This window comes from bacterium, assembly GCA_037128595.1.
Classification (GTDB): Bacteria; Verrucomicrobiota; Kiritimatiellia; order CAIKKV01; family CAITUY01; genus JAABPW01.
The window spans coordinates 30,568-56,880 of record JBAXWB010000009.1; the positions used below are offsets into that span (position 1 = coordinate 30,568).

General features: G+C 53.2%; 29 protein-coding genes. 20 read left to right on the top strand and 9 right to left on the bottom strand.

Annotated elements, in window-relative coordinates:
• Positions 1-324: 324 nt before the first annotated feature.
• Positions 325-1,860 carry a YifB family Mg chelatase-like AAA ATPase gene (locus WCS52_07195; GenBank protein ID MEI6166964.1) on the top strand — a complete coding sequence of 512 codons (1,536 nt, stop codon included), beginning with the start codon at positions 325-327 and terminating at the stop codon, positions 1,858-1,860.
• Positions 1,861-1,863: 3 nt separating this feature from the next.
• Here the strand turns inward: WCS52_07195 and trxA are convergent, their stop codons facing one another.
• The 4 genes from trxA to pyrH all read right to left on the bottom strand — a co-directional run bounded on the left by trxA (position 1,864) and on the right by pyrH (position 4,462).
• On the bottom strand, positions 1,864-2,193 hold the full coding sequence (gene trxA, locus WCS52_07200) for a thioredoxin (GenBank protein MEI6166965.1): 330 nt from the start codon (positions 2,191-2,193) through the stop codon (positions 1,864-1,866).
• A gap of 30 nt (positions 2,194-2,223) precedes the next feature.
• Positions 2,224-3,078: a hypothetical protein gene (locus WCS52_07205; GenBank protein MEI6166966.1), complete on the bottom strand. Its 855-nt coding sequence runs from the start codon at positions 3,076-3,078 to the stop codon at positions 2,224-2,226.
• A gap of 77 nt (positions 3,079-3,155) precedes the next feature.
• Positions 3,156-3,719: a ribosome recycling factor gene (gene frr / locus WCS52_07210; protein MEI6166967.1), complete on the bottom strand. Its 564-nt coding sequence runs from the start codon at positions 3,717-3,719 to the stop codon at positions 3,156-3,158.
• Positions 3,720-3,727: 8 nt separating this feature from the next.
• Entirely contained in the window at positions 3,728-4,462 is a 735-nt protein-coding gene (gene pyrH / locus WCS52_07215; protein MEI6166968.1) for a UMP kinase, read from the bottom strand.
• A gap of 345 nt (positions 4,463-4,807) precedes the next feature.
• Here pyrH and WCS52_07220 point away from each other — a divergent pair, with 345 nt between their 5' ends.
• The 13 genes from WCS52_07220 to WCS52_07280 all read left to right on the top strand — a co-directional run bounded on the left by WCS52_07220 (position 4,808) and on the right by WCS52_07280 (position 16,555).
• Positions 4,808-5,878 carry a tyrosine-type recombinase/integrase gene (locus tag WCS52_07220; protein MEI6166969.1) on the top strand — a complete coding sequence of 357 codons (1,071 nt, stop codon included), beginning with the start codon at positions 4,808-4,810 and terminating at the stop codon, positions 5,876-5,878.
• Positions 5,879-5,890: 12 nt separating this feature from the next.
• Positions 5,891-6,796, top strand: a complete 906-nt coding sequence (locus tag WCS52_07225; GenBank protein MEI6166970.1) for a hypothetical protein — start codon at positions 5,891-5,893, stop codon at positions 6,794-6,796.
• A gap of 473 nt (positions 6,797-7,269) precedes the next feature.
• Positions 7,270-7,482, top strand: a complete 213-nt coding sequence (locus tag WCS52_07230) for a hypothetical protein (GenBank protein ID MEI6166971.1) — start codon at positions 7,270-7,272, stop codon at positions 7,480-7,482.
• Entirely contained in the window at positions 7,448-7,984 is a 537-nt protein-coding gene (locus tag WCS52_07235; protein MEI6166972.1) for a helix-turn-helix domain-containing protein, read from the top strand. The genes WCS52_07230 and WCS52_07235 overlap by 35 nt, the downstream gene beginning before the upstream one ends.
• Positions 7,985-7,995: 11 nt before the next feature.
• On the top strand, positions 7,996-8,469 hold the full coding sequence (locus WCS52_07240) for a hypothetical protein (protein MEI6166973.1): 474 nt from the start codon (positions 7,996-7,998) through the stop codon (positions 8,467-8,469).
• Positions 8,470-8,700: 231 nt separating this feature from the next.
• Entirely contained in the window at positions 8,701-9,240 is a 540-nt protein-coding gene (locus WCS52_07245; protein MEI6166974.1) for a hypothetical protein, read from the top strand.
• Between the two features lie 49 nt (positions 9,241-9,289).
• Positions 9,290-9,433, top strand: coding sequence for a hypothetical protein (locus tag WCS52_07250; GenBank protein MEI6166975.1), 144 nt, complete (start codon positions 9,290-9,292; stop codon positions 9,431-9,433).
• 436 nt (positions 9,434-9,869) lie between these two features.
• The gene (locus WCS52_07255; protein ID MEI6166976.1) at positions 9,870-10,082 is read left to right on the top strand and encodes a hypothetical protein; all 213 of its coding nucleotides are present in this window, start codon (positions 9,870-9,872) and stop codon (positions 10,080-10,082) included.
• A gap of 57 nt (positions 10,083-10,139) precedes the next feature.
• Positions 10,140-10,619 (top strand): hypothetical protein, encoded by a 480-nt coding sequence (locus WCS52_07260; protein ID MEI6166977.1) that lies wholly within the window; start codon positions 10,140-10,142, stop codon positions 10,617-10,619.
• 190 nt (positions 10,620-10,809) lie between these two features.
• Complete coding sequence (locus WCS52_07265) at positions 10,810-13,086, top strand: hypothetical protein (GenBank protein ID MEI6166978.1); 2,277 nt, start codon at positions 10,810-10,812, stop codon at positions 13,084-13,086.
• Between the two features lie 297 nt (positions 13,087-13,383).
• Positions 13,384-13,986: a M48 family metalloprotease gene (locus WCS52_07270; protein MEI6166979.1), complete on the top strand. Its 603-nt coding sequence runs from the start codon at positions 13,384-13,386 to the stop codon at positions 13,984-13,986.
• A gap of 513 nt (positions 13,987-14,499) precedes the next feature.
• Positions 14,500-14,763 (top strand): hypothetical protein, encoded by a 264-nt coding sequence (locus tag WCS52_07275; GenBank protein MEI6166980.1) that lies wholly within the window; start codon positions 14,500-14,502, stop codon positions 14,761-14,763.
• A gap of 955 nt (positions 14,764-15,718) precedes the next feature.
• Positions 15,719-16,555: a hypothetical protein gene (locus WCS52_07280; protein ID MEI6166981.1), complete on the top strand. Its 837-nt coding sequence runs from the start codon at positions 15,719-15,721 to the stop codon at positions 16,553-16,555.
• A 265-nt stretch (positions 16,556-16,820) separates the two neighbouring features.
• Here the strand turns inward: WCS52_07280 and WCS52_07285 are convergent, their stop codons facing one another.
• Both WCS52_07285 and WCS52_07290 read right to left on the bottom strand, forming a co-directional pair.
• The gene (locus WCS52_07285) at positions 16,821-17,549 is read right to left on the bottom strand and encodes a hypothetical protein (protein ID MEI6166982.1); all 729 of its coding nucleotides are present in this window, start codon (positions 17,547-17,549) and stop codon (positions 16,821-16,823) included.
• A 42-nt stretch (positions 17,550-17,591) separates the two neighbouring features.
• Positions 17,592-18,671, bottom strand: a complete 1,080-nt coding sequence (locus tag WCS52_07290; protein ID MEI6166983.1) for a hypothetical protein — start codon at positions 18,669-18,671, stop codon at positions 17,592-17,594.
• A gap of 162 nt (positions 18,672-18,833) precedes the next feature.
• On the opposite strand from WCS52_07290, the gene WCS52_07295 reads away from it, so the two are divergent.
• The 6 genes from WCS52_07295 to WCS52_07320 all read left to right on the top strand — a co-directional run bounded on the left by WCS52_07295 (position 18,834) and on the right by WCS52_07320 (position 21,981).
• On the top strand, positions 18,834-19,370 hold the full coding sequence (locus WCS52_07295; GenBank protein MEI6166984.1) for a hypothetical protein: 537 nt from the start codon (positions 18,834-18,836) through the stop codon (positions 19,368-19,370).
• Positions 19,371-19,595: 225 nt separating this feature from the next.
• On the top strand, positions 19,596-20,060 hold the full coding sequence (locus tag WCS52_07300) for a JAB domain-containing protein (protein MEI6166985.1): 465 nt from the start codon (positions 19,596-19,598) through the stop codon (positions 20,058-20,060).
• Complete coding sequence (locus WCS52_07305; protein MEI6166986.1) at positions 20,057-20,449, top strand: hypothetical protein; 393 nt, start codon at positions 20,057-20,059, stop codon at positions 20,447-20,449. Before WCS52_07300 ends, WCS52_07305 begins: the two co-directional genes overlap by 4 nt.
• Positions 20,446-20,742: a hypothetical protein gene (locus WCS52_07310; GenBank protein MEI6166987.1), complete on the top strand. Its 297-nt coding sequence runs from the start codon at positions 20,446-20,448 to the stop codon at positions 20,740-20,742. The genes WCS52_07305 and WCS52_07310 overlap by 4 nt, the downstream gene beginning before the upstream one ends.
• Positions 20,739-20,921, top strand: a complete 183-nt coding sequence (locus WCS52_07315; protein ID MEI6166988.1) for a hypothetical protein — start codon at positions 20,739-20,741, stop codon at positions 20,919-20,921. Before WCS52_07310 ends, WCS52_07315 begins: the two co-directional genes overlap by 4 nt.
• 10 nt (positions 20,922-20,931) lie before the next feature.
• Positions 20,932-21,981, top strand: coding sequence for a DUF932 domain-containing protein (locus WCS52_07320; GenBank protein ID MEI6166989.1), 1,050 nt, complete (start codon positions 20,932-20,934; stop codon positions 21,979-21,981).
• Between the two features lie 167 nt (positions 21,982-22,148).
• Here the strand turns inward: WCS52_07320 and WCS52_07325 are convergent, their stop codons facing one another.
• The 3 genes from WCS52_07325 to WCS52_07335 form a co-directional block, all read right to left on the bottom strand.
• Entirely contained in the window at positions 22,149-23,243 is a 1,095-nt protein-coding gene (locus WCS52_07325) for a tetratricopeptide repeat protein (GenBank protein MEI6166990.1), read from the bottom strand.
• Positions 23,244-23,258: 15 nt separating this feature from the next.
• Positions 23,259-24,167, bottom strand: coding sequence for a tetratricopeptide repeat protein (locus WCS52_07330; protein ID MEI6166991.1), 909 nt, complete (start codon positions 24,165-24,167; stop codon positions 23,259-23,261).
• A gap of 200 nt (positions 24,168-24,367) precedes the next feature.
• A complete protein-coding gene (locus WCS52_07335; protein ID MEI6166992.1) occupies positions 24,368-26,311 on the bottom strand; it encodes a hypothetical protein in 1,944 nt (647 codons plus the stop codon).
• Between the last annotated feature and the right edge of the window lie 2 nt (positions 26,312-26,313).

A 26,313-nucleotide genomic window follows, 5' to 3' on the forward strand; every position in this document is an offset into this window, starting at 1 on the left:
GCATGGGCCTTGCAAACTGCCACGAACAAGTCCACGGGCTGGCTCTGGGTCCGACCATGGATGCGGATATCCTACTGGTATTCCCGGTGCAGTCACAGGTTGACCAGCTTCGATCATATAGAGGGTCATCAGGGGTAGAAAATATATCCGCATTCACCAGACACAAATGCCGCCGGGACGGCGGCATCCACCTCGGATGCCGTGCTTGAATTCGATGAGCCATGATAAGCAATCGGGTACAACCTATCGGCAATAAACTTATATCTGGCATCACCTTGAGTATTACTATACTGTGCCTATATCTACAGTTAGTAAAGGAATGTTATGTTAGCTAAAGTGTATAGCGGAGCCGTTTACGGGGTGGATGCCTATCCCGTCGAAATTGAGGTCAATGCCGGGCATGGAGACCCCAGCGTGATCATCGTAGGCCTTCCTGACACCGCCGTGAAGGAGAGCAAGGACCGGGTCCATACCGCCATCAGCAATTCCGGCTTCCGGCCCCATATCGGGCGAACCACCATCAATCTTGCCCCGGCGGATGTAAAGAAGGAGGGGCCTTGCTTCGATCTTCCCATCGCGATTGGCATTCTGGCCACCCAAGATCATCTTCCGCAGGAGAAACTCAATGAATTTGCAATGATTGGGGAACTGGCGTTAAGCGGCGAAGTCCGGCGCATCAAGGGGGTCCTCCCCATCGCCCTGGCCATGCGCAAGTCCGGACGCCGCGGTCTGCTTGTCCCGGTCGACAATGCCGAGGAAGCCGCTGTCGTTAAAGGGCTGGAGGTCTATCCCGTCCAGAATCTCCGGGAAGCCGCTGATTTTCTGGCGGGGAAAACGCCTATCTCCGCCTATCATGTGGATCTTGACCAGACGTTTGCCGTCCCCATGGAATATGAGGATGATTTCGTCGACGTCAAAGGACAGGAAACAGCAAAACGTGCGGCAGAAATCGCTGCCACGGGTGGCCATAATTTGCTTTTGATTGGGTCGCCAGGCACAGGAAAATCGATGATCGCCAAGCGGATCGCCTCCATTCTTCCGCCCATGACCATCGAGGAAGCACTCGAAACCACTAAAATCCACAGCATCGCCGGCGTATTGTCCTCTCATCAGGCCCTCATCGTCCGACGCCCATTCCGCTCGCCGCATCACACGATTTCAGATGCCGGACTGTTAGGCGGAGGAACCCATCCCATGCCCGGAGAAGTCAGTTTGGCTCATCGCGGGGTGCTATTTTTAGACGAGCTCCCGGAATTTCACCGCAATGTTCTGGAGGTGATGCGCCAACCCCTGGAGGATGGCCATGTCACGATCTCCCGGGCGGCGGCATCAGTCACATTCCCCTGTCACTTTATGTTGATCGCGGCCATGAACCCGTGTGCCTGCGGCTATTACGGGGATGCGAAACGTGAGTGTCGCTGCAAGCCGAATCAAATCCAGAACTATCGGAATAAAATTTCCGGCCCGCTTTTAGATCGCATCGATCTCCACGTTGAAGTTCCCACCATCCGGTATCAGGATCTTTCAGGGATGACACCGGGCGACAGCTCGGAAACCATTCGATCCCGGGTGATTGCCGCACGTCAGATCCAGCGCGACCGGTTCAAATCATTGCGCCGAATCCATAATAATGCCGGAATGAGATCAAAGGACATCCAGCGATTCTGTCCGCTCTCTCATGAGGCCCAGGATGTCCTGAAAATGGCCATTAACGAGCTGAACTTCAGTGCCCGGGCATATGACCGGATCATCAAGGTGGCACGCACCATTGCTGATTTGGACAATCAAGAACACATCCAGCCGCACCAGATGTCAGAAGCCATTCAGTATCGCACGCTGGACCGACAATTGTGGGTGTAAAACTCAGAGGTAAGCCGCCAGCTTATCCTGAAGCTGAAGTTTACTCAAAGCGCCCACCATCTGCCCCTTGACCTGACCATCCTTTAACACCAGCAGGGTTGGAATGGAGCGAATGCTGAATTGCGTCGCCAAATCACGATTTTCATCCACATTGACCTTGGCGATCTTGACTTTTCCTGCCATTTCCGTTGAAAGCTCATCGAGGATGGGCGCGATCATTTTGCAGGGGCCACACCATTCTGCCCAAAAATCGACCAGCACGGGAAGCTTCGATTCCAGCACTTCAGTCTTCCAGTTCGCACCCTTAATATAAACCACTTGCGAGTTACCCATAAAGTCATTCTCCTGTTAAATAGATAAACCTCACCCACCCACAGACCAACCCAGGGAGGGATACGCTTGTGCCATCAACACATATAACATCACACACATCGTCACCACGGCTGCACTTGCCACCAGCACAAACGACCAGTGCGGCACGGCCACCTGCGATACAACCGGGGCAGACACCTCTGCTTCAGTCCGGGAAATACTGATCGACCGGGGCGCTCCTTTGACTTCAGCGCCGCCTCCCTCAGCACGTCGAATTTTAATCGTCTTTTTCTGAGTTTGCTGCCCCTCCGCAGCCATCGCCTCTGGCGGGATATCGACGCGCGCCGTCTGGCTTTTACTGCTGGGCTCTGTGGCCGACGTAACGACAGGCTCATTAGACTGGAGCGGGGACAGAGCGGGAGCCTGGGAAATGGTCGGGCGCTTAATTTTAATCGTCTTGGGGGGAGCATCTGCTCCTGATGCGGCGGCGTCCAACTGAGGGAGTACGGAATCCAGGGAAATCCGTGATGTCTTGCGCTTGGTGTCTTCAGCAACGAAAATCCCCGTCATGGCCTTTCCTACTGAGGCAAGAGGAACGGCCGAGACCTGACCGGACATCGCAGGAGCCAGACGAATCGTTTTGGAGGCCAGTCCGCCTGCAGACACCGTCGCCGCAGCGCCGGGTTCAGCCGACACCTGATCCAAAGCAATGCGAGCCGTCCGCTTCTTCGGGTTGAGCGGAGCGCCCATGTCCGGGCTCGGCACCTGATTAAGGCCAGGACTGGCCAAAGGCGCCGACGCGGGGGTCTCGGGAGGGCTCATTGCCCCACCCTCGCCTTGTCCCGGCTGCTTAATTGTCAATCGAGGGGGAATGGAACCAGTGCCAGATTTAATATCTTCGCTCATAGGACCTCTCTCTTTTCGAAAAAACTATGCTTAACCTCCAGGGGAGTCAAAACAAAAAGAAGGCGACGACGCTCCAACTAGACCGCCATCACTTCTTTTTCCTTGGCTGCAAACGTATGATCGACCTTCCCGATATGAGCGTCGGTTTCTTTCTGAATCTGGGCCAGTCCCTGATCCCGCTCATCTTCCGTGATCTTGCCATCCTTTTGGAGGGTCTTGATCTGTTCGTTTGCCTCACGCCGGATATTCCGGATAGCCACGCGCCCTTCCTCGGCCATGCGCTTGGCGACCTTCACCAGGTCCTTGCGCCGTTCTTCACTGAGTTCCGGAATGATGATGCGGATCACCCGTCCATCATTCTTCGGCGTCACGCCCAGATTGGCCGCCAGAATGGCCTTCTCGATCGCGGGAAGCGCGGTCGGGTCATAGGAGTTAATGACAATCATGCGTGCTTCCGGAGTGGATATGCCTCCAATTTCCCGAAGCCGGGTCATCGCACCATAGTAAGGGACCATGACATTTTCGACCAAACTTGGAGAGGCTTTGCCGGTTCGTAACCCGGAAAACTCCTGGTGCAGAAAGGTCAGGCATTTCGCCATCTTGTCGTCAGCTTCCAGTAATACATCATCCAGTGATTCCATAGCAGCTCCTACTCTGTAACAAGGGTTCCTATCGATTCTCCGGCAACGACCTTCCCGAGATTTCCGGGCTTAAAGAAATCAAACACAATAATGGGAATATCATTCTCCATACACAGCGCAAAGGCGGCCGCATCCATCACCTTCAACTGCTTGGCAATGGCTTCCTGGTAACTGATGCGGGCATACCGCTTCGCCTTCGGATTCTTAACCGGATCCGCAGTATAGATTCCATCCACCTTGGTGGCCTTGAGCAGGGCATCCACATCCAGTTCGCTGGCACGCAAGGCCGCCGCGGTATCCGTGCTGAAATAGGGATTTCCCGTGCCGCCCCCGAAGATCACCACCCGGCCCTTGGACAAATGCCGCAGGGCACGGCGTCGAATGAAGGGCTCCGCCACCTGCCGCATTTCAATGGCGGTCTGAACGCGGGTATCCACGCCCTCTTTCTCCAGCGCATCCTGCAAGGCCAGGGCATTGATAACGGTGGCCAGCATCCCCATATAGTCCCCGGTATTGCGATCAATGCCGCGGCTCTCACCCACATGCCCACGGAAAATATTTCCGCCACCCACAACGATCGCGATTTGAACCCCGGTCCGCCGGACTTCCTTGATTTGCCGGGCAAACCCGACCAGCACTTCAGGATCAATGCTGAGTCCGCTTTTCTTGCTTTGCAGCACTTCGCCACTCAGTTTAAGAAGCACCCGCTTGAATTTACTTTTCTGGGTTTTCAAACCTGACATATTACCACCCTCGATGAGTCGAATTGATGAAATTTGTTGAGTAATCGGATGGACGATACGTGAAACAGGCGGGAGTGTAAAGGCTGAACGATGTGGCGCGCCCACGGGGAATCGAACCCCGCTGACTAATGATCACTCAGAAACCATCATTTTATTGGGGTTTCTTACATCGTTATTTGCTCTTTACAAGGGTAGACGTTATGCATATCGTTATGCATAAAAGAGCGGTAAACCATGGCAAGCATACACAAACAAGCAAATAGACCGTATTGGTACTGTGCCTTTTACCAACCGGACGGAACGCGGGCATTCAAATCCACTAAAAAAACGAAACGTTCTGAGGCTATGGCTGTATGCGTCGAATGGGAGCGAGCGGCCAAAATAGGACGTGCAGGCAGGCTATCGGAGAACCAGGCCCGGCAGGTGGTCGCCGACATCTTCATGCGAGCGAATGCCACCACCCTTCCCACTTCTACAACCAAGGAGTTTTTAGCAACTTGGCTATCACGAAAAAACCTTGAACTGGCAGAGTCATCTTTTGTGGAATACAAACGGATCGCCGCCCTATTTCTTAAATACCTCGGGAAGAAGGCAGAGCGGCCGATTGATACGATAAACGCGGCAGACATTATCGGCTGGCGGGCCGACCTTGCCGGGCGTGTAGCCGGAGGAACTGTCAACAAGGGGCTGAAGATCCTGCGTGGTGCCTGGCGACAAGCCCAAAAGGAGCAACTACTCCGGGAAAACGTCTTCCCCGCTGTGGACTTCGTGAAGGAAACCAGACTACACCGCCGGGCTTTCACCATAGGCGAACTCCATAACATTCTTGACGTATGCGATGCTGAATGGCGCGGCATGGTCCTTTTCGGGCTCTACACCGGTCAGCGTCTTGGCGACCTCGCCGGGCTGACATGGGACAATATTGATGCCGTATCGGGTGAACTGCGAATCATTACCGGCAAGACGGATCGGCCTATGGCCCTACCGCTGGCGCAACCCCTTGCCGCCTATATCGCCACCCTACCCGCTGGGGATCACCCCGGCACTCCCCTATTCCCCTGCATCTCCGCCACCATGAAGGCCAGTGGATCAGGAACACTATCACGGCAATTTTACGAAATATTGGCAACCGCTGGTTTAGCAAAAGCCAAATCTCACAAGGTAGCAAAAGGCAAAGGTAAAGGCCGGGATACCCGGCGAACCACCGGCGGGCTTTCATTCCATTGCCTGCGACATACGGCCACCAGCTTATTGAAGAATGCCGGGGTCTCAGACGCCGTTGCCATGGAGATCATCGGCCATGACACCGAAGCCATAAGCCGGGTCTACACGCATATCGAGAAGGGCGCACTACGCAAAGCCATGAACGCCATGCCGGATATAACAGCGGGATCGTCACATTCAACGACATCCTGAGGAACGCCAATAATGACAACCACCCGGAAGAGTATTGCTGATTATCTCGCTACGCTCCCCCCAACGAAACATTCTAAGCCGAAGAGATTTACCAAACTAAAGATGACGCCTGTTCTGGAAGAATTACATCAGTTCCGGACTGCGCTATGTGCACAAGTACGCATTACCAATGGGGAAAAGGTCGCCCCTCTGATCAAGGTATTTTCCACAACCGGCCCATTCCCACTCTCCAGCGAGTTGCCTAGGCCGCCCACGATGCGCGAGATTGCCAGACAATCGTGTTATGAAGTTTCTGAACAAAGGCTTATTTCAAAACATTATTCTGGGCTCAAAGACCCTTGTGCTCAAGGCAGATTCAAAGCACGGTGGAATTGGTGGCAATACAAAGACACTCAGGTTCAGCAATACTTTGAGAGATGTTATTTCGGCGCAAAACGCACATCGAAACATTACAAAATAAAGGACCCCAAATACTATAGAGCCTATTGGGCAGAATTTCATAGTCTTGTGATGTACCACTGGCAGGAATTGGATCGGAGAAGCATTGGGTTGGAATGTTATTTCTATGGGACTCCAAATGAGTCCAAAACATATAAGGACTTTAACAAGTTCGTTGATCACTTCTTTGCGGAAAGGCGACATGAAGCAGTTGAACAAGAGCACTTCGTCCAGGATGGCAAGATAATCTCCGCCAGGCGAAAAAAAGGGACTGCCGCCACTAAAGCGAAAGGCGATGAAAACAAACGGCTATTCCTCGAAGAGTTTCAGCGTGTTGCGAATGATCCTGAGTGCCGGGCGCCGGGCAAAAAGGGCAAGTTATTTGAAACAATCTCACGCCTTGAAAAACGGAATATTTTCGTAAAAGAACGTACTGCACGGGAATATTTGCGCCTTAACAAAAGTGTTGCAAAGGCTTAAGCCTTTGCAGTCCTGATCGCTATTCGCCTCCATCTACCTATGTTTAGATGGAGCCATGAAAACACCAATAGCATCGGATGTAATCGACGGCGGAGATCAATCCGCCCCGGCAGAAATGCCGACGTATCCCTTAACGAACGCCTTACCGCGTAAGGCCAAACACCGTTCGATCGTCCCTCCTCTCGGCCCCCAGTGGATTGGCATTCCATCTGTTGGTCACTGCCCGATCACAGGGTTGAGCAGGCCTCACATCTACAATCTGATCGCAGCCGGTTTGATTCGGTCTGCATGCCTACGTCAACCCGGCGCGATTCGTGGACGGCGCTTGGTTTACCTCCCTTCCGTCCTGGCATACCTCGACAAATGCGCTGACGAGGAGACCTTACGGTTCGAGCAGGTACGAGAGGGAGCGGCATAACCATGACCTCCTCGAAAGGCTTCACCCTGCCGACCATATCAGATCGAGGTGGAAAGTGAACTCCGCCTTCTGCCACCGATGCCAGCACGAGACCGCGACGACGTTCCTGAAATTGTCCACCGGCCATATCGGGAACCTATGTGCCGAATGCCGGACGGCACGCCGGGGCCGCCCCTATGTCTCACGAGAATTTGCCGCAGCCAACACCCCGGACGGGGTAGAAGGACGGATCAATGAGCTTCAAGGCCATGGACGCTGTATTCGCTAAATCGCAAACTAAAGGACCAGAGCGGGCCATCATGATGGTATTGGCACACCACGCTAATGAGAGTGGATTCTGTTGGCCATCGATTTCGCGTATTGCGGGTTATGCCGGACTCCATGACCGCACGGTTAAAAAGTGCCTTCACCGTATTGCCAAGAGCGGAGAAATCGCCATCGAATACCGGTCGGCTGAAGTCAAGACACGCGGAGGCCGTCAAACGTCCAACGGGTATCGGATTATGTTGTTAGGTGGTGGCCGTGGTTCACTACCTTTGACACCCAAGGTAGTGGCCGACACTCCCCAAGGTAGTGACTCAAGTTCACCCAAGGTGGTGGCCGACAGTCCTCAAGGTGGTGGCCGACGTTCACCCGAATCATTAATGAACCATAATCCTGAATCACCAATGAACCACTATACAGGAGGTCAACGCCATGAATACCGTATGCCGTTATTACCGTCACAAGAACGATCATCTCCAAGCCCTGAAAGCCTCGAACCATATTAAGGAGAAGCCTGATGACAGCAGTCCAACTGGCCCGAGAAGAATGCTCGAACTTCAATTCCGATACCATGTGCCTCGGCATGAACATCGCCAATGACGGCAGCATGATAGCGTTGTGGGGCAAACCACCCAAGCGCTGTGTCATCCTGGACAACATGCCTTGCCGGTTTTACGAGGAGTGTGTGCTGGCCGGGATCCCAGCAATCAGTAACGAGAAGAAAGCCGATGCCTGGCAAGAGGCAGCAGATGAGTACAACCAAAGGAGAAAGCATGAATGCGACGGTAGAAATAGCGAAGGAAGTGTGGAACGAGACGGCAATGGCGGATCTGTTGGGGGTGATGCCCAAACAACTGCGGCGAATGGTCCTGGAGGAAGACGCTCCTGCAATTCGGGTGTCCAAGGGGAAATACGTCTTTTTGGCCGTGGACATACTGAAATGGCTCGAAGCAAAGAGATCGGGTCCAGGCTGATCCGTAGGAGGTTCTGAAAATGCCCTATCTGCCCCCTTGCGCAGGTCACCACGGTCTGCCACGGGGGACAGAAACGGGTTGGATATGGAGATAGCCATCAGGTGGAAATCGGTGATTGCAGAGCCTCCTAGAACAGCGTGGTGAATATCATCAGAAAATAGCCAGAATACCCCTCCAAGCCATCCCCCTCATACTCCCCCTATATTAAAAAGGTCCTTATGTTTATCTCTGTCAGAGAAGTTATCGGCATGACATTACCCACGCGGCTGGGGAAATGGGACAAATCCATCTTGGATCTTGCCCGTGGGTTGAAGTTTGAGGCTGGGATGGCGGGTCAATCGGTGGATGTGCTGAGGCCTATTGTCGAGGAGTGGCACATGAAGGCGATCCGGATCCTGGGGGACAGGCGGTGGGCATATACGTGGTACAGTTTCGTGTATTCGTGGCGCCATGCCCGTGTGCCGTTGACTGGGGATCCGATACTGGTCGCCATGCAGAATGTCGTGGATGACCCTCCCTCGATTCCCGCCTGGATCAAAGATAAGAATTTGCGGTTGATCTATGTCACCCTACTGAGGCTGTCAGAACAGGATGGCGGTCGGTTCTTCGTGTCATGCCGGAAGCTGGGGGAGATGCTGGGGATGTCCCACGAGACGGCGCGTAGCCGACTGAAGGTGCTCCTGGCGGCCGGGGTAATTGAGAAGGCTAAAGCTCATACACCATCCCGTGCAACGAGGTACCTGTGGCGGGGGGATACTCCAGGCCGGACTCCTGACGGTGCGGTGTAGGGTATCTGTATATTCTCACGCGCCCGCATCCCTTCTCGGCAGCCGGAGAGTGGCGCATATATTCAGCCAGAAACGCATGAGCGATGTGGCAGTAATCCTTGAGCAGGGTGCAGTCGACGCGGAAGCACAGGCGGAGCATCGTGGGACTGCCGAGTGTGAAGTGGCGGTGCGGGACAAGAATTGCCCCGGCTGAAGTTTACGGCACGTCCGAAGAGGGAAGCCCTCGACCGACGGATGGAGAACCTGACGGAAGCGTGTTTATGGGCTAACTCCAATGCACTTGACCAGCATAAAGAAAGATTAAAAATGTTGACAGCTCATGTGAAAAGCATATATGTAGCGCATCATGAATATTTAAAAGATGCCAAATATGCATTAAACATGCATTGATAAGGCATTATCATTGTGAGATTATATTACCAATCAGGGACGAGTGGCGTCAGTAGCGGTCGGGGATAATAAGTGAACCTTGAAGCGTCAAGGAAAAGTTCTGGGCGTGATAGGATGAATTGGCAGTTGCAGGGATTCCTTGCGGGAGAGAATATTCCTTGCTAGACGCAATGGCTATGCTTGGGGCGGAGTGGGAAGAATGATGACTACGAAAACAAAGGAGAAAGAAGGGTTTAACAATGGCTAGAATGACGGTTGAGTTCAATCCACAGGTGTCGGGCATGCTTGAGACGCTCGCAAAAGCGGAAGGTCGGACGAAGACTGAAATTCTGAGACGCGCACTTGGGTTGTACAGTTACCTAGAGAAGGAAATGGCCGGCCGGGAGGAAGAGAAGTTCGTGTCCGTTACAGATAAGGAGAACCGTGTGCTCGCCAAACTGAAATGGTTATAGCACGGCAAGAGCTTCTAGCGGTCTGGTGATGGCAGGGCAGTAATGAAAGGAGGAAGCGTGACGGACATAAAGAATCCATGCCCACATGAGGTATATCCTACGGGCGGAGCCTCGACAACAGTAAGTCTGAATCAACTTACCACAAAGGTTGAAGAACTCACGACAGTTGTTAACGAACAGATGCCCGCCGCAGATGCAGCGATGGAGGAAAAGGCGACTGAACTCCAGCGATTCTGGTCGTGGGCAGCCCTTGGAATATTTGTTGTTATGGCGGTACTTATCTTTTTGGTCTGTCTGAACTGGTACTCAACCGACCAAGGGTTTCGGGTGGCGCTCATCACGTCAAGTACGAACGACTTGTCGCAAGTGAAGATAGACCAATACACCAAGCTTTCAGACCAAGCGTTTGAACGTTCCTGGCGAGTTGTGGATCGAGTTGTCATGGGAGGGTTGATGTCGCTCCTTACACTGATCATTGGTTATATCTTTGGCACGCGTCGAAGTAGGCACGACGTTGCTCAGGGGGCTGGGGAATAAGGCATGACAGTGTAGCGTTGTTGCAAAGCAACGCTACATTGTTTCCTTCACGCGGGATCTTTCGCCATGGGGTTCCTGGCGGACGTATCTGATGGCAGTTTTTCGTTCCGAAATAGTGCCATTGGACTGTCTTGACTTACGCCAATTCCACCGTCATATTCCACCGAAGCAAATCGGAAGGGAAATGGGTATGTGCGACTGGTTAGCGATCGATGTCATGAGTTGTGTTCTTCGCGACCAGGTTAGGTTGTATGATGGTTTGTTGAGCGCAGGCGGCATCCCGGAGGATGCACAGAAGTTTTTTGCATGGGGCTCACCTGATCTTGTTGTAATGTCGCGATTCCCGGGGGTTGACCAGGCGAGAGGGATCTATCACCGCCAAACGGATAATGGCATTTTTGATCGGCAGGTTTACTATGGGCATGTTATTGGCGGCACTCAGAGACCGTTGAAGCAAATCACGGATCGACTTCCTCTCGTAGGAATATCGTTCCTGAAGGTAAAGAGTCATATTATTAAGAGGCTGCCATCGAGCAGTCTAGGATTCGCGGCCTATGGATGGCTCAATGAACGACTGCAAAGCCAGATTTTACCTAGGATAGAAAGAAAACTGCCTGGTTTTGTTGAGCGGGATTTCGAGTATGTGCTCTGTGCGGCGAGCGGCTGGGCCGATGTCATACTCGTCTGCTTTTCGACATCCTATGCGCCGATGCAACTTGTTCTCTCCCACCTGCGGAGAACGCGTGTGAAGGATGTGCTGAAGCACTATGGTGTTGAGGCTGCGGAAACCCCTGAATGCCCGCATCACGCTCTTGTAACGACATGCACAATTCCGGGAACGCACGTAGCCTATCCTGCACGGTCGCGTGGCGGACGAGAGTTGATTGCCGCTCAGCGGCTACGGCGAAAGCTTGCCAAGTGGGACAACGTCACATCTGCGGCTATCGCCGTGCATGCAAAACCTGGTCATTTGAACAACGCAATGTCGCAATTCCCCGGTGGCAAGGGTGGCACGGTAGCGACGTTTGGACGGGCGGATTTCGTTGAGAAACCACTATATGGTCGGAGTTCAGGCGTTCTTGAGCATCATCATTTCTTCATAACAGACCTCTTGCCGAAAACACAGGACCGAATCAGTTCCATTGGATGGACGGAAACGCGGATTGGATTCTCGGGACAGATATTCCGTGCTGAGCCGGGGCCACGGCCTGATCCGAAGACGCGCACTACGCAGTCAAAGAGCGGTCTAAATGTCCCCGTCTGGAATGACAAACGCTTTCGCGATGTGATACCGTTGCACACTGGTGGGGCGCTCAAGCAGATTGGTTTGAGCCTCGCGAGTCTCATTGAGCATGAAGCAACATGCGAGTTCTATGAATCTCTGGCTGTGTGTTACGAAGTTGCCTGCCGAAATGCGGTCGAACTGGCAGAGCGGTTAACGAATACGGACACCGAAGTTGCTGGCTCTCTTTCCGGCAGTCTTGGGCAATTTTGCGAGCGTCTTGATCTTTGCTTCAAAGACCGTTACCGAGGATCGTACCCAGCGGGATCTATGTCGGCGGTGCCATCGCTGACTTCGCAAGCGTCATTTCACACGACGTTGAGCGTGATCGACGATTTGGCCAACAGTGTGCTGGACGCAGTTTACGAAAATCTTTGGAAACTGGCACAGAATGGAAGCAAGAAGCGATATCGTCGGTTTGCTGCCTGTTGTCATCTTGGAAATTCCTCTGTTCCGCAGGTCGATGTTCTACCTCGTCTTGGCGTGGGGTTCATCAACGTGCCTACTGAGCTGATGTTTGCGCCGGAGGGTATGGCCTACATACTGCATGAAACCGGGCATGTCTTCTGGCACACTCTTATTCCGCAGTTGGGGCATGAGGTCCGGGCCGTCATCGACAAGAACGATCCTTCTGTGTATCGCTTCGTAGAGGACGTTCTTTGCGATTTCGTTGTTCTCGCCGCAGCCTTTCGCGGCGATGCGGCCGCAATGCACAGCGAGGTCTGTGGAGTGCTGGCGGGGCTGCTTCCGCCACCGAGCCTCCAAGAGGGCGAAGAGATCATGATTGTTCGGAGCGCTTGCGCCGATGCGCTCTGGAGGACCGTGTCGAGTGGCGGCAACGTGGCGCAACGACTTGATGACGAGAAAAGAGCGATAAGGGCGTTATCAGGTAAGAGGCGCAAAGGTAGTCAGAGGCCGTGGTTTTTGGGGAGTTCTCTGATCGGAACCTTTTCCACAATGGTACAAAAATCCGAGCCTTTTCTTTGGATGCTACAGGCGGTACGTGAACTGGGAAGCGCGAAGTCTGCGAATGGTATTATTGATCCCCTATCGGAAATTCAGACATTCTTCGCAACGCCTAGCGACAAACGAAATCGTGAGGAGTTTATATATCGATTGCGGCAGGTGCAGAGCATAGCGGGAGAGGTTAGGAGAGGCACCTATTCGACTGATCCCGTGATTTGAGGATCTCTTTACGACAGCGGCCAATGATGGGGTGACTGACTTGAGTCCTGAGTTCCTGCGGCAGGCGCTTTCTGATTTGGACTCCATGTGCAGGCGTTCTTCCAAAAGATGTTTAATATCTACCCCCTGAGCCTGAGCGGAGTACCCTCAGCTAACTAGTCTCAGTCCCAGGGGTCTGCCAAGCATCCTTAACCTGCGGCGTATACCAAGACTCTGCCAGTTGGCTGATCCCGGAATTATTTTTTCCTGCTTTGTTTTCTCAAGCAACTGAAACTAACCCAGACAGGAGCGTGAATCATGAATGACCATGACGATGAACTGTCCACTCTGGCCGAACAATACCGGCCTGATGAACCTGTCCTGACCGAAGCTGAACGGCAGGCCGAAGCGGCTATGGAAGCGGTACGCCAGCAGGCCATGGTCAAGGTGGATGAAGCCTACCGTCTCGCTCTCCAACAGGATCCCGCCGTGGCTGAACTCCGGAAGCGGGAATGGGTCTGCGCGGAACTCGGGCAGATCGGGGTCTACGAAGAGGTGCTACTCATTGACCCGAACGTTGTCCAGGCAATGACGGTCGATCAAGTGGCCTATGTCCTTCGCCATGAGGTGGGGCATGTCGTGCTGAATCACCATGTACGGGAACGGGCATTCCGGGCCGGGCTAACGGATCCAGCGACCCTGAACATGGCGACAACAGCCTTCAATGCCGGGGCCGACCTGGAAGTGAACGGCGGATTGCTGGATGCCATGGTGGAAGCCGGGCTCCAGGACACGGGCGTTGTGCCGGGATATGGCGCGTTCGTGGGTGTCCCCCCGTTCCTGACTGCCGAGGAATACACCACGCTCATCCTCAACACCCCGGAATTATGGGCGGACATTGCCAAGCGTGCCGGCCGGTAGTGACACCAAACCAGGGGTGCCCACAAAACATCACAAGTTGGGACTGGGTAGATATATAGAACCCCCTATCAGGCTGGGGCATATGGGGGCCTATTATTCCCTCCTGGCGTTCTCTTGAGGGAAAAGAATGCTTTTATTCCCTCTTGGCGTGAGGTTATCGCTACGGTTCCAGCAATGGACAGGGTACGAGACCAGCAGCCCCCGTCGAACGACACAATGGGGTTCACGCCTGCCTATGCTTGCCACACTGGCTGGCCACCAGAGGATGTCGCAGGTAATCGCCCAGTAATGGGTATGGATCCGCCTGAGTATGACGGCATGGGTAGGCCACTTATTCCCTCTTGGCGGTGAGATACCGTCCTCTGATCCAGCCACGGTCTGACCGGCCAGTCAGCGTCGTATGAGTGCTGGGCTTCCTCCCCCCGATAACGCGAAGGGGGACATCTTACCTGGGTAGTACACCCAGAATGGTTCCCGTACCACTTACGGGGTGTTCCGAGTATGGAGGTGTGTATGTTGTGCAGGTTATCAGTTGGACAGGTGAAGACGGTTGTGGGCGGTATGGCGGATGACGGCGAGATCCTCGTGAGCTTGCCCGATCGGTCGGGGGTTGTGAAGGTGGCGCCGGCGGATGACAAGCGGCTGACGTTCATGGCCACGCGATCCAAGCCCGGGAACAGTATCCTGGGTGATCCGGCCATCGTGAGCCACAACATCGGCGTGGTGGGCGGCTTTGCCTGGGCGAAGAAGGCCACCGTCGTTGCTCAAGAAGCGTGATGATAATGGCGGCAGTGCTGGCGGGAGAAATCCGTCCAGGCTGCCGAGCTTTTCTTTTTCTTTTCGGTCGGACTTATCCCGCAACCTCCGGCCATGGATCCGGACTGTGTCTTGAATATGCCTCTGGATCCGGGATCCAACCCGTATTCCTCGGACATCTGCCGGTAGACCCCCCGTAAAAACCCCTAACTCATGCTGTGGCGATGCGTGGGCGTGTCTGGAGGGCGATGATTTCCGGGTCCATATGGAGACCAGGGGGTACCGTAGTTCGGGCCTTCCAGGGGGCCAAATCCGCTTGCCTCGATCAGTTTCTTACCCTGCATGTGCGCCTCCCGGCCACAGGAACCCCGCTACCCCTCACCGGATGCCGGGCACACTGTCTCCCACAGCCATCATGCAGGGCTCTATTTTGTCCATCCATGCCACCTTACCGGGAAACCGGGGCCGTGGTCGGGCGTGCCTGCATCTTAAAACAACTGCCTATGGTGAGAAGCATACCATGGGGTAACGGTTGAGCCTGGGCGTCTATGCATGACGTGACTCGGGTCGTGGATGGATCTTCTCATTTTCGAGACCGGTGGGGGTGCATCCCCGTCCCCGTAATCCTGGAGGGAACAGGTCCCGGTCTGGATCCACTACAAGGCCCACCTGATTCAACCTGAAGGGGACTAAAGCCACAACGGGCTCAGGGGCAGGTGTTGGTATGGATCCGGCGGACACCCCCCATCCCGCGTGCTCGGATGCTCTGACCGGCATATGATCCGGTCTGGGCCAGAAAATGGGGGCTACAAGGCATGCGGAAGGCATCTGTAAGGCCCGTGGGGAACGAAAGTGCCATTCTGCGGGTCAAGGTATGGACTTCCGCAGTTTCTCCCCAGATTGTGCCAAGAACCGTATGGACAGCACCAATGGCAGGCGGTACATTTTCTGGCCATGGGCGGCGATGTGAAGGCCAATGTCTACTGCCACCCTAGAACAGTACAATACGATGAAAGAACATATAAACAGAACAATGGCAAATCTGGGTCTTCATTCACGCGATACTCGAATCAACTACCTTGCCGCTATTCTCTGGGGTATTTTGATTGTAATCGGCCTCAACCATCTTGGAGAACTTAAAACCTTTTTTGGCGCGATTCTCACGGCATCCTTCTTTTTCGGATTGAGTCACCTGAGAAACACGTATCTCGAAGCCCAACTCAAGGCGGCGCTCGAATCGGGCCTAAATTATTCAACGGCGACCTTCGATGAATTTCATGTGATGATCCGTAACGCAACTTGGGTTCCTGTCACGATTCGCGAGATCAGATTGCGGAAGGCGCCAGACAAGCAGAAGCCAGGCCACCTTGCGCGGATGCGTTATCGCGGACCGTCGTACTGCGTCGTAAATAATGATCCTGATGAATTTGCCGGCGACTTCTTACCCCACTCTTCCGACCTCCCGTGGCCTGTGAAAGCCAAGATGGGAATACTTAAAGGGGACGAGAAATACGATGTGAAGTTTTCACCTGACCCTGGAGACTTCCACACGCTTGCACCGGAAACGGGCGCAATATACGCACTCGCTTTCGGGGCTTGTCAGCAATTTATGACCGATAACATACATGAATGCCTCATTGTCGTTGACTACCCAACGATCCTTGGACGGACGAAAACAATCATCATTCGCGCCTCTGCACAATCGGTTAGGTTTGTTCAGCACTCGTTACGTGACATGGTTCCTATGATGCAGAAGCAGGCCAAGGAGATGCTCGAACAAGCAACTCCCCTTGTTAATTCACCTCTCCAATAACTTCGACAGTTGTAACGTTGTGCCCACAAAGGCCGAAGGCGTGCCCGATGGCAAGGGCTGGCTGGGCAGAAGGAGCGTTATGCGAGCGTGCCGAGCCGTATTCCGGCGAGGGTATTTCGGGAGGGACCCGGTGGGAGGGTCCCGAAACACGTCGTCATAACGACGACTTCTGTTGAGCCAGGTTCGCGTAGCGAACGAACCCAGCATCGGGCATGACTGAAGGCCGGCGCTCCATGTCCACTCATCACCTTCGCTCTTGCGGTGTTCAGTCGTACTTGTAGAAACGAATACCCAGATAACGCCCAAGGGCTACGCCAATTATGATTCCTACGACACTTGCTATGGGATTGTGAAAGATAATGAATCCAATGACATTACCAGCTACCCCGCCACCTAATAACAATCGCATCCGCGTTTTTCCAAGTGATTTCCGGCGGTCATCATTTTTTGACTGCGCCACTTGTCGCGTGACATTTGCCTCTACGATAAGCTTACGTCGCTCTACCTCTGCATCAGCTGCAATTCTTTGTCGTTCCGCCTCTGCTTCAAAATCCAGCTTCTTTCGCTCTGTCGCCTGCCGAAGTGTTTCCGCATACTCCGGAGATGCAAGCCATTTTCGGCGGGCTTCTTCGATGTGCCTTTTCTGATCTTCAGCTAATTTTTCGTTCGAGCGAATATTCTTCCAAAAATCCAAAGTTACATCAGCGCAACATTTCGGACAACGCAACGCATCATTCTTAAGACTTCTCATCTTGCACGTAGGGCATATATAATCTCCCGGATTATTGGACAAATACGCAATACGCTCTGCAGCCTCACGGCTAACTCGTTCATTATCTACTGTCTGATCTGAAATATCAGAAAGCTTCTTCAGTAGCTTTTCATTGTCGTTTTCGGAACGTTCCGTTGCATTCTGGCAGGCTGGGCAACCGCCGCTTGATTCACCGTATACGTTATACTCGCCATGAATATTGCAATAGTGTGTCGTTGCCATTTAGTCTCCTGGGACAGAAGTCATCTGTTGCCATAATGAGGGTTACATATTCGTTAATCTGCCTGGACCCTTAGTTCGCAAGTCGGATTCCAGATTTTCTATAAATTTCTGGCCTTCCTCAAAGCTTTTACCCGTGTGTTCCCGATAGAGTTTAATTGCTTCAAACTTATGTCCGGTAGAAGTGTAGTCTTCAATCTGTTTCGCAATCACATTTGGTCGATAGGATTCATTTGTCAGTGGGTCGAATACGATGCCATCACGATGACAATAGTAAGATCGGGTCCAGCGAACCATTGATGTTTCCCATGCACGCTTTCGTATCGATAAATCGTAGTCAGACTCTGCTTTGCGTCGCACTTTTGCATCGTCTGGCTCCTTGGTTAATCCCCAATCCACAAGCAGTTTGCGAATTTCGTTGCGCCACTTGAAATAAACGAATCCTGCGGCCGCAATCAGTAAGAGAGCAACGACGCCTCCCGACCCGTTTGAGAGAGTTGAAAGACCTCCGAAAATTGACACTCCTATGAGGCCAGCAACCATAACAAGACATCCCCTTAGACCTCCCGCGCAGCACCCCCATAGTCCATCATAAGTTTCCTCCTTCTTGGGTTCGGCGGGTGGTGTTAACGCTTTGGCTAATTCGCTTATGGAGCTTCCTTTGAGGGATGTATAGGCTTGAGTAACCAAGAAATCTCCGTCGTCATACGTAACACCAGTCGACGAGCCAACAGATGAGCTGCTGTGTTGATTGGTCGAAACTACTGCTGAAACCTTTTGAAGCTTGTCGTCTTTACCGCATACGGGGCACAGTAGTTTCTTTTGTGTGTGAGACACAGGGATAGATGAAGGGTTTGCGATATTCACTGCCTCATGCACGATCAATGGCGGCGGAACCATGTCGGTCGATTCTTTATCGGAGGCGGGTTGCCGGTCATTAGGCATTCCCGCTGGGTTCTGTAGTTCACTCGCCGAATCTTTCACAAACTCCCACCCTTGGTCATTAATCTCAGGGATGGCTACTTGGTACTTGCATTGAGGGCATTCGACTATCTTCGGACGTACAGAATATCGGAGTTTGAGCATCTTGCCGCAGACGGGACACTGAACCTCAATTGTTTCCATCGGTCACCCTTTCTTTTAGCGGAGAAGAATCGTAATAAGGCAGTTATGGTCGCCCTCTAACAAACCGCACTTATGCCGCGAACTATATTCCCAGAAATTGTGGCAGTCCACCCTTTTCCTTGATCAACCATTTTCCTCAAACATTTCAACCAAGGAACCCCCATGCATATTATCTATGCCGAAAAGTATGTCAGTCCCCGGGAACGGCCACTCACCCCGGAGGAAGCTGAAGTCAGGCGGATTGCCTATGCCATCAAGGTGCCCACCAGTGAGGCCCTGGACATAGCCAGTCGTGCCTTGGCGCCGCTGGTGGAGTCACATGCGCCCCCCGGAGCCGTCATTGTCCTGATGCCGGTACCATCCAGCACCAATACCCTGATCGCCTCCCATTCGCTGGCTACTGAAATAGCCCGGCATATTCGAGGTCTGTCACGGCGGCGGGATGTCTTCATCAAGGCGACCGTTGCCCGGAAACATCCCGTGGAGAGTTCCTGCTTCAGGCGCCGACATGACCAGGCCGGTCTGAGTCTGGAGGAACACGTCATGGTCCGCATTGCCGGGCCGTTGACCATTACCAACACGGTCTTCTATTTCGTAGACAATGTGGCTACCACGGGCACCACCCTCGAAGCCTGCCGTCAGGCATTGGGTTTCGGGGACGGCATCGTGTACGCCGATCAGGGGAGGAGGACTCAATGAGCCGTACATGGTGGCGAAGAAGGCCACGAGGCCGATTCATCCATCCCTGCAAGGGCGGATGCGGCGGCTTCCTGAAGACAAAGGGTGCCCACTGCTATGGCTGTGCGGCGGATTTGCTGTCAGGACTCCCGTCGGGATCCTGGCGAGAACGGGAGCGGGATAGGCCGGAAAGCCCCATTCCCGCGTACGAATTGAAACTAATCGCAATGTTCACATGAGGAAACTATGAAAAAACGATCTGACTTCTTCCTGGGCTTCTGCATGCAGCCGGCCCCGGAAACGACCGATGTGTTCGTCAGGACACCGGAGGATGCCTATAAAGCATGTGAGGAACAGGCTGGGTACGGGCAGGAAGCCTTTACGGTGCTCTGCCTGAATGCCCGGAACCGGTTGATTGCCGGCGGGATCGTCACCATTGGCATAATAGATTCCACGCTGGTTCATGCCAGGGAGATATTCCGGAAAGCCATTGAGGTCAATGCCAGTGCGGTGTGCCTCGTTCACAATCATCCGAGTGGGGACAGTACGCCCAGCACGGAAGACGTGAAGCTGACAAAGCAAATGATCCAGGCCGGACAACTCATTGGGATCAAGGTATTGGATCATGTCGTTATCGGCAGGTTAAGTCCGGGGAATACCCGTCGATTCCTGTCATTCCGGGAATCCGGACTGGTGGAGTTTGATCCATGAACATCATCAAGCATGGAGGGATCCAGTCGGTCAGAACGGCCAAGATTGACGGCTTTCGGTACGAACTGATGGCCGTCGGGCCGGGCGGTGATATTGGCAGGCAGGCGCTGAAACTCCTGAATGCCCTCCCACCACGGTCTGTGGAGAGGACGCCGATGACAACGTGGGATGATACGTGGGGGTGGGTCTCTACCCAGATGGATTACAAATACCCCTGGCACCCTAATGAGGCAGGGTCTCCGTACCGCATGAAAGCGGCCACGGTCGCTCAATGCCAGAAGTACCCGGAGTTGTCAGCATACAGGGACATGGAAATCAACAAATGGCGGCGGGTTATACCGTCACTGCTTTGGAAGAAAATAGAACAACCAGTGGAGTTTGACGCATGAACATCAATGCCCTGATCGAGTTGGTGAATGATGGGTATCCCGATGATCTGGTGTCTGCCCAGTGGGATCCTGAGAACGAAGTACTGCCATTAGCGCCACAGGGTGATTCGTTGGCCTACTTCATAGCCTCTGAACTCGCCAGCACATTCGACAAGGATGCGACTGACGGGAGGCAGATTGAGGAAGCGATCCACCACATGAAGGTTGCGATCGGAGAATTGAGCGATTTGGTTACGTATCTAGAAGATCAACAAACCAAGGCCGTTATTGGCCGGAAGGAAAGGGAAGCATGAGTATTGACGTGAAGATTGAGGGAAAGCGGCTGGTGATTACGGCCGACTTGGAGACTCCCACGCCATCAGCGTCGGGGAAGACCCTGGTCGTTGCCTCCAGTCGGGGGAACATGGCCACCACGGCTGTCGTGGATGGGAAACCTGTGATCGTGGGACTGAACTGTTACATCAAGAAATAGGAGAAAATCTATGTCCGCAAATATCGAGAGCCTTTTTAGCGTTCGGGAGGTCCCCTGGCATAAACAGGGAATCGTCCTGCAAAACCCGCCCACCAGTGAGGAAGCCATTGTCCTGGCCGGTATGAACTGGGAAGTAACCAAGCACCAGACGTTCTACGCCCTGGAGGATGGGACCAAACTGGGGGAAGTCCCCGGTCAGTTCGCCATCGTTCGCAGTGACAACAAGAAGGTGATTGGTAAGGTTGGTCGCCATTTTGAGCCATTGCAGAACGTGCAGGCGTTTAAGTTCTTCGATCACTTCGTCCAGGAAGGGCTTGCTTCATACGAGACAGCCGGAGTTCTGGGCACTGGAGAGACCGTCTGGATCCTGGCAAGGTTCAACGGGCCTGTGAATATCGGGCGGGATGATGAACTGCGGTCGTACCTGTTGCTGGCCAATGGCCATGACGGGCAGACCAATGTCCTGATCCAACCATCGAACATCCGTGTGGTATGCCAGAACACCCTCATGGCCTCCCTGGGTACGGGGGACGTGGTCAAGGTACGGCATATGCCGGCAATGACCCAGAACCTGGATCAGATCCGGGAACAGATCGTCCGCCTCCATGCCAATCGGGCAGGTGTCCATCAGGCGTATGAGCATATGGCCAAGACGGTCATCAGCGAGGGGGACCTGGAGAAGTTCATCCTGTCCATCTGGCCATCACCGGAGAAGTACAAGCTGGATAACGCCAAGAAAACCATCGCCTTCCAGATATGGGAATCCAAGCAGCTGGCCCTACGGAACCTCCTGGAGCATGGGCAAGGGACGGAGAAGACCTGGCTCAAGGGCACTGTCTGGTGGTTGTACAACGGCGTGACCGAACTGGTGGATCACTACATGGCCAACCGTAGCCGGATCAAGGACAAGACCAGCTACGTCCTGCGCGGGGATGGCGCCGCCTTAAAGGATGCCGCCTTCTACCGGGCCGTTGAACTGGTGAATGACATCCACGGGACGGAGGTCATCAGCGACAAGCAGGCTGGGATAGACCGCGAACGGTGGCGGTTTGCGGCCTGAGAAACATAGGCGGGAGCCGGGAGGACTGCAAACTCTCGGCTCTATGCCCTTTTGACCTGGATGGCTGTATAGGTATTCACCCCGTCCGACTTGCCACTGGGAACCCGTGGGAACCTTACTTAGGGGCTTCTGGGCTATTCTCAGCATCGGTTAGCAACGCATCACGTTTATTCCTGGTCCTCTGCACCATCATTTGAGTCTTCAACTGTGGAGTCGGATGCCTGTATATGTTTCGGTCGCCATTTGTTCGCTAGGCGGACATTCTTCTTCACTCCGCGCCCCGCCTCGTAACAACTGGCAAGATGAAAGGCGGCGATTGAATAGCCCTGCTTTGCCGCCTTCTTGTACCAATGGACGGCTTGCCGGAAATCCTGTTTCACGCACTGGCCTATTTCATAACATAACCCGCAGCGCCATTGCCCTGCCGCCCATCCTTGTTCTGCTGATTTTCTTAACCATGAAAATGCCTGCCTATGATCCTTGTCAACACCCCAGCCATTAATTAGGCAGAGACCAACTATACATTGGGCTTGTGCCAGACCTTGTTCGGCTGCCTTCATGTACCAGCAATATGCAAGGACCTTGTCTAACGGGGCTCCTAATCCAGCGCTGTAATATGTCCCCAAGAGGTACTGAGCCCGGTCTGAACCTTGATCTGCTGCATACCGACACCATTCCACAGCCTGTTCGATATCGCTTTCAATGCCCTGGCCCAATCTGTAACAGAGGCCCAACTGGAACTGGGCATTAACATTCCCATGATCTGCCGCTTTCTGAAACCACGCAACGGCTTCGCCATAGTCTTTTTCAACGCCAGCGCCTGAGTAATAGCATCCGGCGAGATTGTTCTGGGCCGATGGCAGGCCTCGATCGGCCGCCTTCCGGTAGAGAACAACGGCGCGTGCGGGGTTTTTCCTAACCCCCCATCCCTGTTCGTAACAAATGCCAAGTGTCGTTATGGCCGTGAGATGCCCTTGGTCTGCGGCTTGTTGAAACCATCTGACCGCTTCTCTCTGGTCACGGGGACATGCCAATCCATCCAGAAGACACATGCCGTACAGATATTGACCATCCGCGATCCCATATTCAGCAGCCTCCTGCCAGATGGGAAGCTGACCAATGGCGATGGGACGGAGGTATTCCGGACTGTTGATCATGCCGGAACGTGTTGCCGATGTGAGTTCACTTACATCTTCAGCGGCTATGCGCTTGGCCTTTTCATAGGCCGGATCCTTGTGAGATTGCTGATTCTTTGTGTTCATGGTCATTCCGCACTTTTACAGCGGTCTCGGGTTGTCATCTATCCATTGCTGAATTTCTGCATCAAGTTTCTTCAACCCCTCCAAACCAAATTGTGCGGCAGCATTCCCTTGCTTGGCCGCCTTACTAAGCCATTTTTCTGCCTGCACACCATCTTGCTCAACACCATGACCACGTAAATAGAGGAGCCCTAAGTGGACCTGCGCGTCCACGTCATTCTGTTCTGCCGCTTTGCGATACCACACAGCGGCCTGCACAAGATCCTGCTCAACGGTCTTCCCATACTCGTAACACCACCCTAAGTGGTATTGCGAGTGTGAATACCCTTGCTCAGCCGCTTTTCGGCACCACGCCAGCATCCAGATAGGATCAGACTCAACACCAATCCCTTTTTGATAACAAGCGGCCATGCTGCCTATTGCCTGTACACGCCCCTGATCAGCCGCCTTTCGGAACCATTCAACCGCCTGGACAGGATCCTTCGCTACGCCCCTTCCCTGACAAAGACACACTCCCAGACTGGATTGAGCTATAGCACTACCCTGTGAAGCGGCCTTTCTATACATCTCAACCGCCTTGGCCATATCCTCTGTGACACCAATGCCTTTTTCATAACAGAACCCCAGACAGTCTTGCGCTCTCATGTGGCCTTGATCTGCCGCCATCGTGATCAATTTGATGCCCTGCTCGACGTTTTGATCGCAACTCAATCCCTCCAGGAGGCATATGCCGTCTAGGTATTGCCCATCAGCCAGGCCATATTCAGCCGCCTGACGCCAGACCGGGAGTTGGATGATGGCAATAGGGCGGAGATGGTCAGGGCTACTTATGAGTCCCGACTGAGTGGCAACCGTGAGTTCGCGTATGTCCTCAGCGGTTATGCGCTTAGCCTCGTCATATACAGATACGTCAGGTTGCTTGTTCATTAACGCTCTTCGCCTTGCCGCCTGTCAGCCGTCGGGACGGGATGCCACTGCAAACGCAATTCCCCCAGCCCAGGGCCGGACAGGAACAACGATCCCTCCCGAAAATCAAACTCTGTTCCACCTGCCATGCTTCACCCAAATACTATGATCACGCGTCTACGCCAATTCCCGCATTTTGGCCATGAGTGCGGGCGGCGCAATTACCATCGAACTTCATTACGCATCTTTTCTGCGCGTGGTGTCGTTGTCTTTGATAAACCGATGACACGCCAACTTTGTCTCCTTCTTCGAGGATTGATTTCACTGATGATGTTAATATCCAGGATATCGCCATCATGAAGATTGTGTTCCTGAATAAGCTTCGGGGAAACGTAGGCATTGTCCGCTAAACCAAAATCACGTCCTTCGTCCATGTGAAATGTTGCGGAAACTTCGCGATAAAGACTGGTATCGGGATGCTTTTCAGTAATGTCAAATGACAACAGTCTGTAAAACTTTTTTCCCGGATCACGTTGGACCGGATCAAGTTGAACACTAACTTCCAACAATGTCCCAACGGGCAAGTCCTGCAACCCTTCATGCATGTCATGTTTAGCAACACATAAATCAACAAGGCTGAACAAAATGGTGGAAAGACCTTTCCCGGGGTTGACGTGGCTAATTACCGCGATTTCCTTTGGAAAGACATCCCAGGCCTCTCCAGTACGGGGTTCAAGGGCGAGCACAATATTATGGTCAACCTTCACCATGACTGGTGTTCCGTTCTTTACGCCAATCAATGCGAGGAAATCTGTGTGCCGAACTGAAACATCTACCAGTCCTTTCTCCTTCTTTACAGTGATGAAAGCGTGGGCGGGATGCTCTGCGTTAGCTTGGATCTGTGTAGTTACCACAGCGTTTACCCAAGGAATGTCCGCAAGGAGAAGAGCTCCTGCTGCTGGGGCGTGTTTTTCATAATAATCACGGTTGTCGTGTGCTGGTTTGACGGTCGAATACCAATGTTCAGATTGGATGGATTGAATCGCTTCTGGAACTCTCCATCCCTTTTTCGCACGAACCGCTAGGTAGCGCTCGAGTTCATGTTTGGCCTCAGGGAGTTCACCTTCTGCCTTCATTATCATGGCTAAATCCTGCATGACGTTGCACAAAAATGACTCGTCTCTCTCCCTGCACATTAACGCTTTGCAGAGACAAGCTTTTCGTAATGTTGTCTCATCGTTTTCAAATGTACTAGCCAGCAGATCCCAAGCCCAAAACTTGTGTGGATTGTCCCTGATGATCGGGATGGCGAATTTTCTGGCTTCGCCATGTCGAGCCTGATGCACCAGCAACTTCCCGTAATGGTAAGGAAGCCATTTATGATTCGGACAGCGATCTAATGCTTGCTTCACGAAATCAGTAATCCACGGCATGTCCTGTGTGTTATCGCCCGCCTTTACTGACTTATACAGGGTTTCCGCCAAACGTTCAGCGAGTGCGTCATATTCCTGACCGTCCTTTCCTGTTGTGTGTAGCCAATCCTCTGGGCGGAGATTTGCAATATTCCACCATCGCACGAATCCGGGAAACTGAGGGAACTGATCAGCAACGCGAATGGCAATTGTCAATACCAGTGAGTGAAGCAAGCCAGGCTTTTCGATAAGGGACAGGGTCGCGTATTCCCTCAACAATGATCGAATCTTATTGATGGGGACATTCTCATCTTTGAGGAGTAGCGCGAGTGCCCTGTAGATCTCCCACCCAAGTCCAGTATGGGCATCGACGGAGGTGGGTATATCCTTTACGGCCTGTCGGTAAAGTTGCAAAGCCTTTACGTGGTTATCGTTTTTGGCGGCAACCCGTGCTTCTGTTAGGATTTCGCTTCCAGGCTCTGTCCTTTTTCGCATGGCATCCCTCTTCGATGCGAGCAGTTGGTCATCAGCCCCAAGGGATAACGAATCCAGTTCAGCAACCATGTTTTTCGCCATTGGTACGTCGTTATTGGAAAGGGCACGTTTGGCAAGGTCATACAATACCCAACCCAGTGCGCGGACTACCAAATAATCGGAACTATCAGCTTTGAATAGTTCACGGCCAATTTCGAGAGCCTCATCCAATCGGCCTTCTTTTCTGAGGGTTGACACCTGTTTACTGTCATAGTCCATGG

Excerpts from the sequence above, each read along its gene's own strand:
- WCS52_07195 (MEI6166964.1), top strand. The coding sequence starts at position 325 with ATGTTAGCTAAAGTGTATAGCGGAGCCGTTTACGGGGTGGATGCCTAT.
- trxA (MEI6166965.1), bottom strand. The coding sequence starts at position 2,193 with ATGGGTAACTCGCAAGTGGTTTATATTAAGGGTGCGAACTGGAAGACT.
- WCS52_07205 (MEI6166966.1), bottom strand. The coding sequence starts at position 3,078 with ATGAGCGAAGATATTAAATCTGGCACTGGTTCCATTCCCCCTCGATTG.
- frr (MEI6166967.1), bottom strand. The coding sequence starts at position 3,719 with ATGGAATCACTGGATGATGTATTACTGGAAGCTGACGACAAGATGGCG.
- pyrH (MEI6166968.1), bottom strand. The coding sequence starts at position 4,462 with ATGTCAGGTTTGAAAACCCAGAAAAGTAAATTCAAGCGGGTGCTTCTT.
- WCS52_07220 (MEI6166969.1), top strand. The coding sequence starts at position 4,808 with ATGGCTGTATGCGTCGAATGGGAGCGAGCGGCCAAAATAGGACGTGCA.
- WCS52_07225 (MEI6166970.1), top strand. The coding sequence starts at position 5,891 with ATGACAACCACCCGGAAGAGTATTGCTGATTATCTCGCTACGCTCCCC.
- WCS52_07235 (MEI6166972.1), top strand. The coding sequence starts at position 7,448 with ATGAGCTTCAAGGCCATGGACGCTGTATTCGCTAAATCGCAAACTAAA.
- WCS52_07240 (MEI6166973.1), top strand. The coding sequence starts at position 7,996 with ATGACAGCAGTCCAACTGGCCCGAGAAGAATGCTCGAACTTCAATTCC.
- WCS52_07245 (MEI6166974.1), top strand. The coding sequence starts at position 8,701 with ATGACATTACCCACGCGGCTGGGGAAATGGGACAAATCCATCTTGGAT.
- WCS52_07255 (MEI6166976.1), top strand. The coding sequence starts at position 9,870 with ATGGCTAGAATGACGGTTGAGTTCAATCCACAGGTGTCGGGCATGCTT.
- WCS52_07265 (MEI6166978.1), top strand. The coding sequence starts at position 10,810 with ATGTGCGACTGGTTAGCGATCGATGTCATGAGTTGTGTTCTTCGCGAC.
- WCS52_07270 (MEI6166979.1), top strand. The coding sequence starts at position 13,384 with ATGAATGACCATGACGATGAACTGTCCACTCTGGCCGAACAATACCGG.
- WCS52_07275 (MEI6166980.1), top strand. The coding sequence starts at position 14,500 with ATGTTGTGCAGGTTATCAGTTGGACAGGTGAAGACGGTTGTGGGCGGT.
- WCS52_07280 (MEI6166981.1), top strand. The coding sequence starts at position 15,719 with ATGTCTACTGCCACCCTAGAACAGTACAATACGATGAAAGAACATATA.
- WCS52_07285 (MEI6166982.1), bottom strand. The coding sequence starts at position 17,549 with ATGGCAACGACACACTATTGCAATATTCATGGCGAGTATAACGTATAC.
- WCS52_07290 (MEI6166983.1), bottom strand. The coding sequence starts at position 18,671 with ATGGAAACAATTGAGGTTCAGTGTCCCGTCTGCGGCAAGATGCTCAAA.
- WCS52_07295 (MEI6166984.1), top strand. The coding sequence starts at position 18,834 with ATGCATATTATCTATGCCGAAAAGTATGTCAGTCCCCGGGAACGGCCA.
- WCS52_07300 (MEI6166985.1), top strand. The coding sequence starts at position 19,596 with ATGAAAAAACGATCTGACTTCTTCCTGGGCTTCTGCATGCAGCCGGCC.
- WCS52_07305 (MEI6166986.1), top strand. The coding sequence starts at position 20,057 with ATGAACATCATCAAGCATGGAGGGATCCAGTCGGTCAGAACGGCCAAG.
- WCS52_07310 (MEI6166987.1), top strand. The coding sequence starts at position 20,446 with ATGAACATCAATGCCCTGATCGAGTTGGTGAATGATGGGTATCCCGAT.
- WCS52_07315 (MEI6166988.1), top strand. The coding sequence starts at position 20,739 with ATGAGTATTGACGTGAAGATTGAGGGAAAGCGGCTGGTGATTACGGCC.
- WCS52_07320 (MEI6166989.1), top strand. The coding sequence starts at position 20,932 with ATGTCCGCAAATATCGAGAGCCTTTTTAGCGTTCGGGAGGTCCCCTGG.
- WCS52_07325 (MEI6166990.1), bottom strand. The coding sequence starts at position 23,243 with ATGAACACAAAGAATCAGCAATCTCACAAGGATCCGGCCTATGAAAAG.
- WCS52_07330 (MEI6166991.1), bottom strand. The coding sequence starts at position 24,167 with ATGAACAAGCAACCTGACGTATCTGTATATGACGAGGCTAAGCGCATA.
- WCS52_07335 (MEI6166992.1), bottom strand. The coding sequence starts at position 26,311 with ATGGACTATGACAGTAAACAGGTGTCAACCCTCAGAAAAGAAGGCCGA.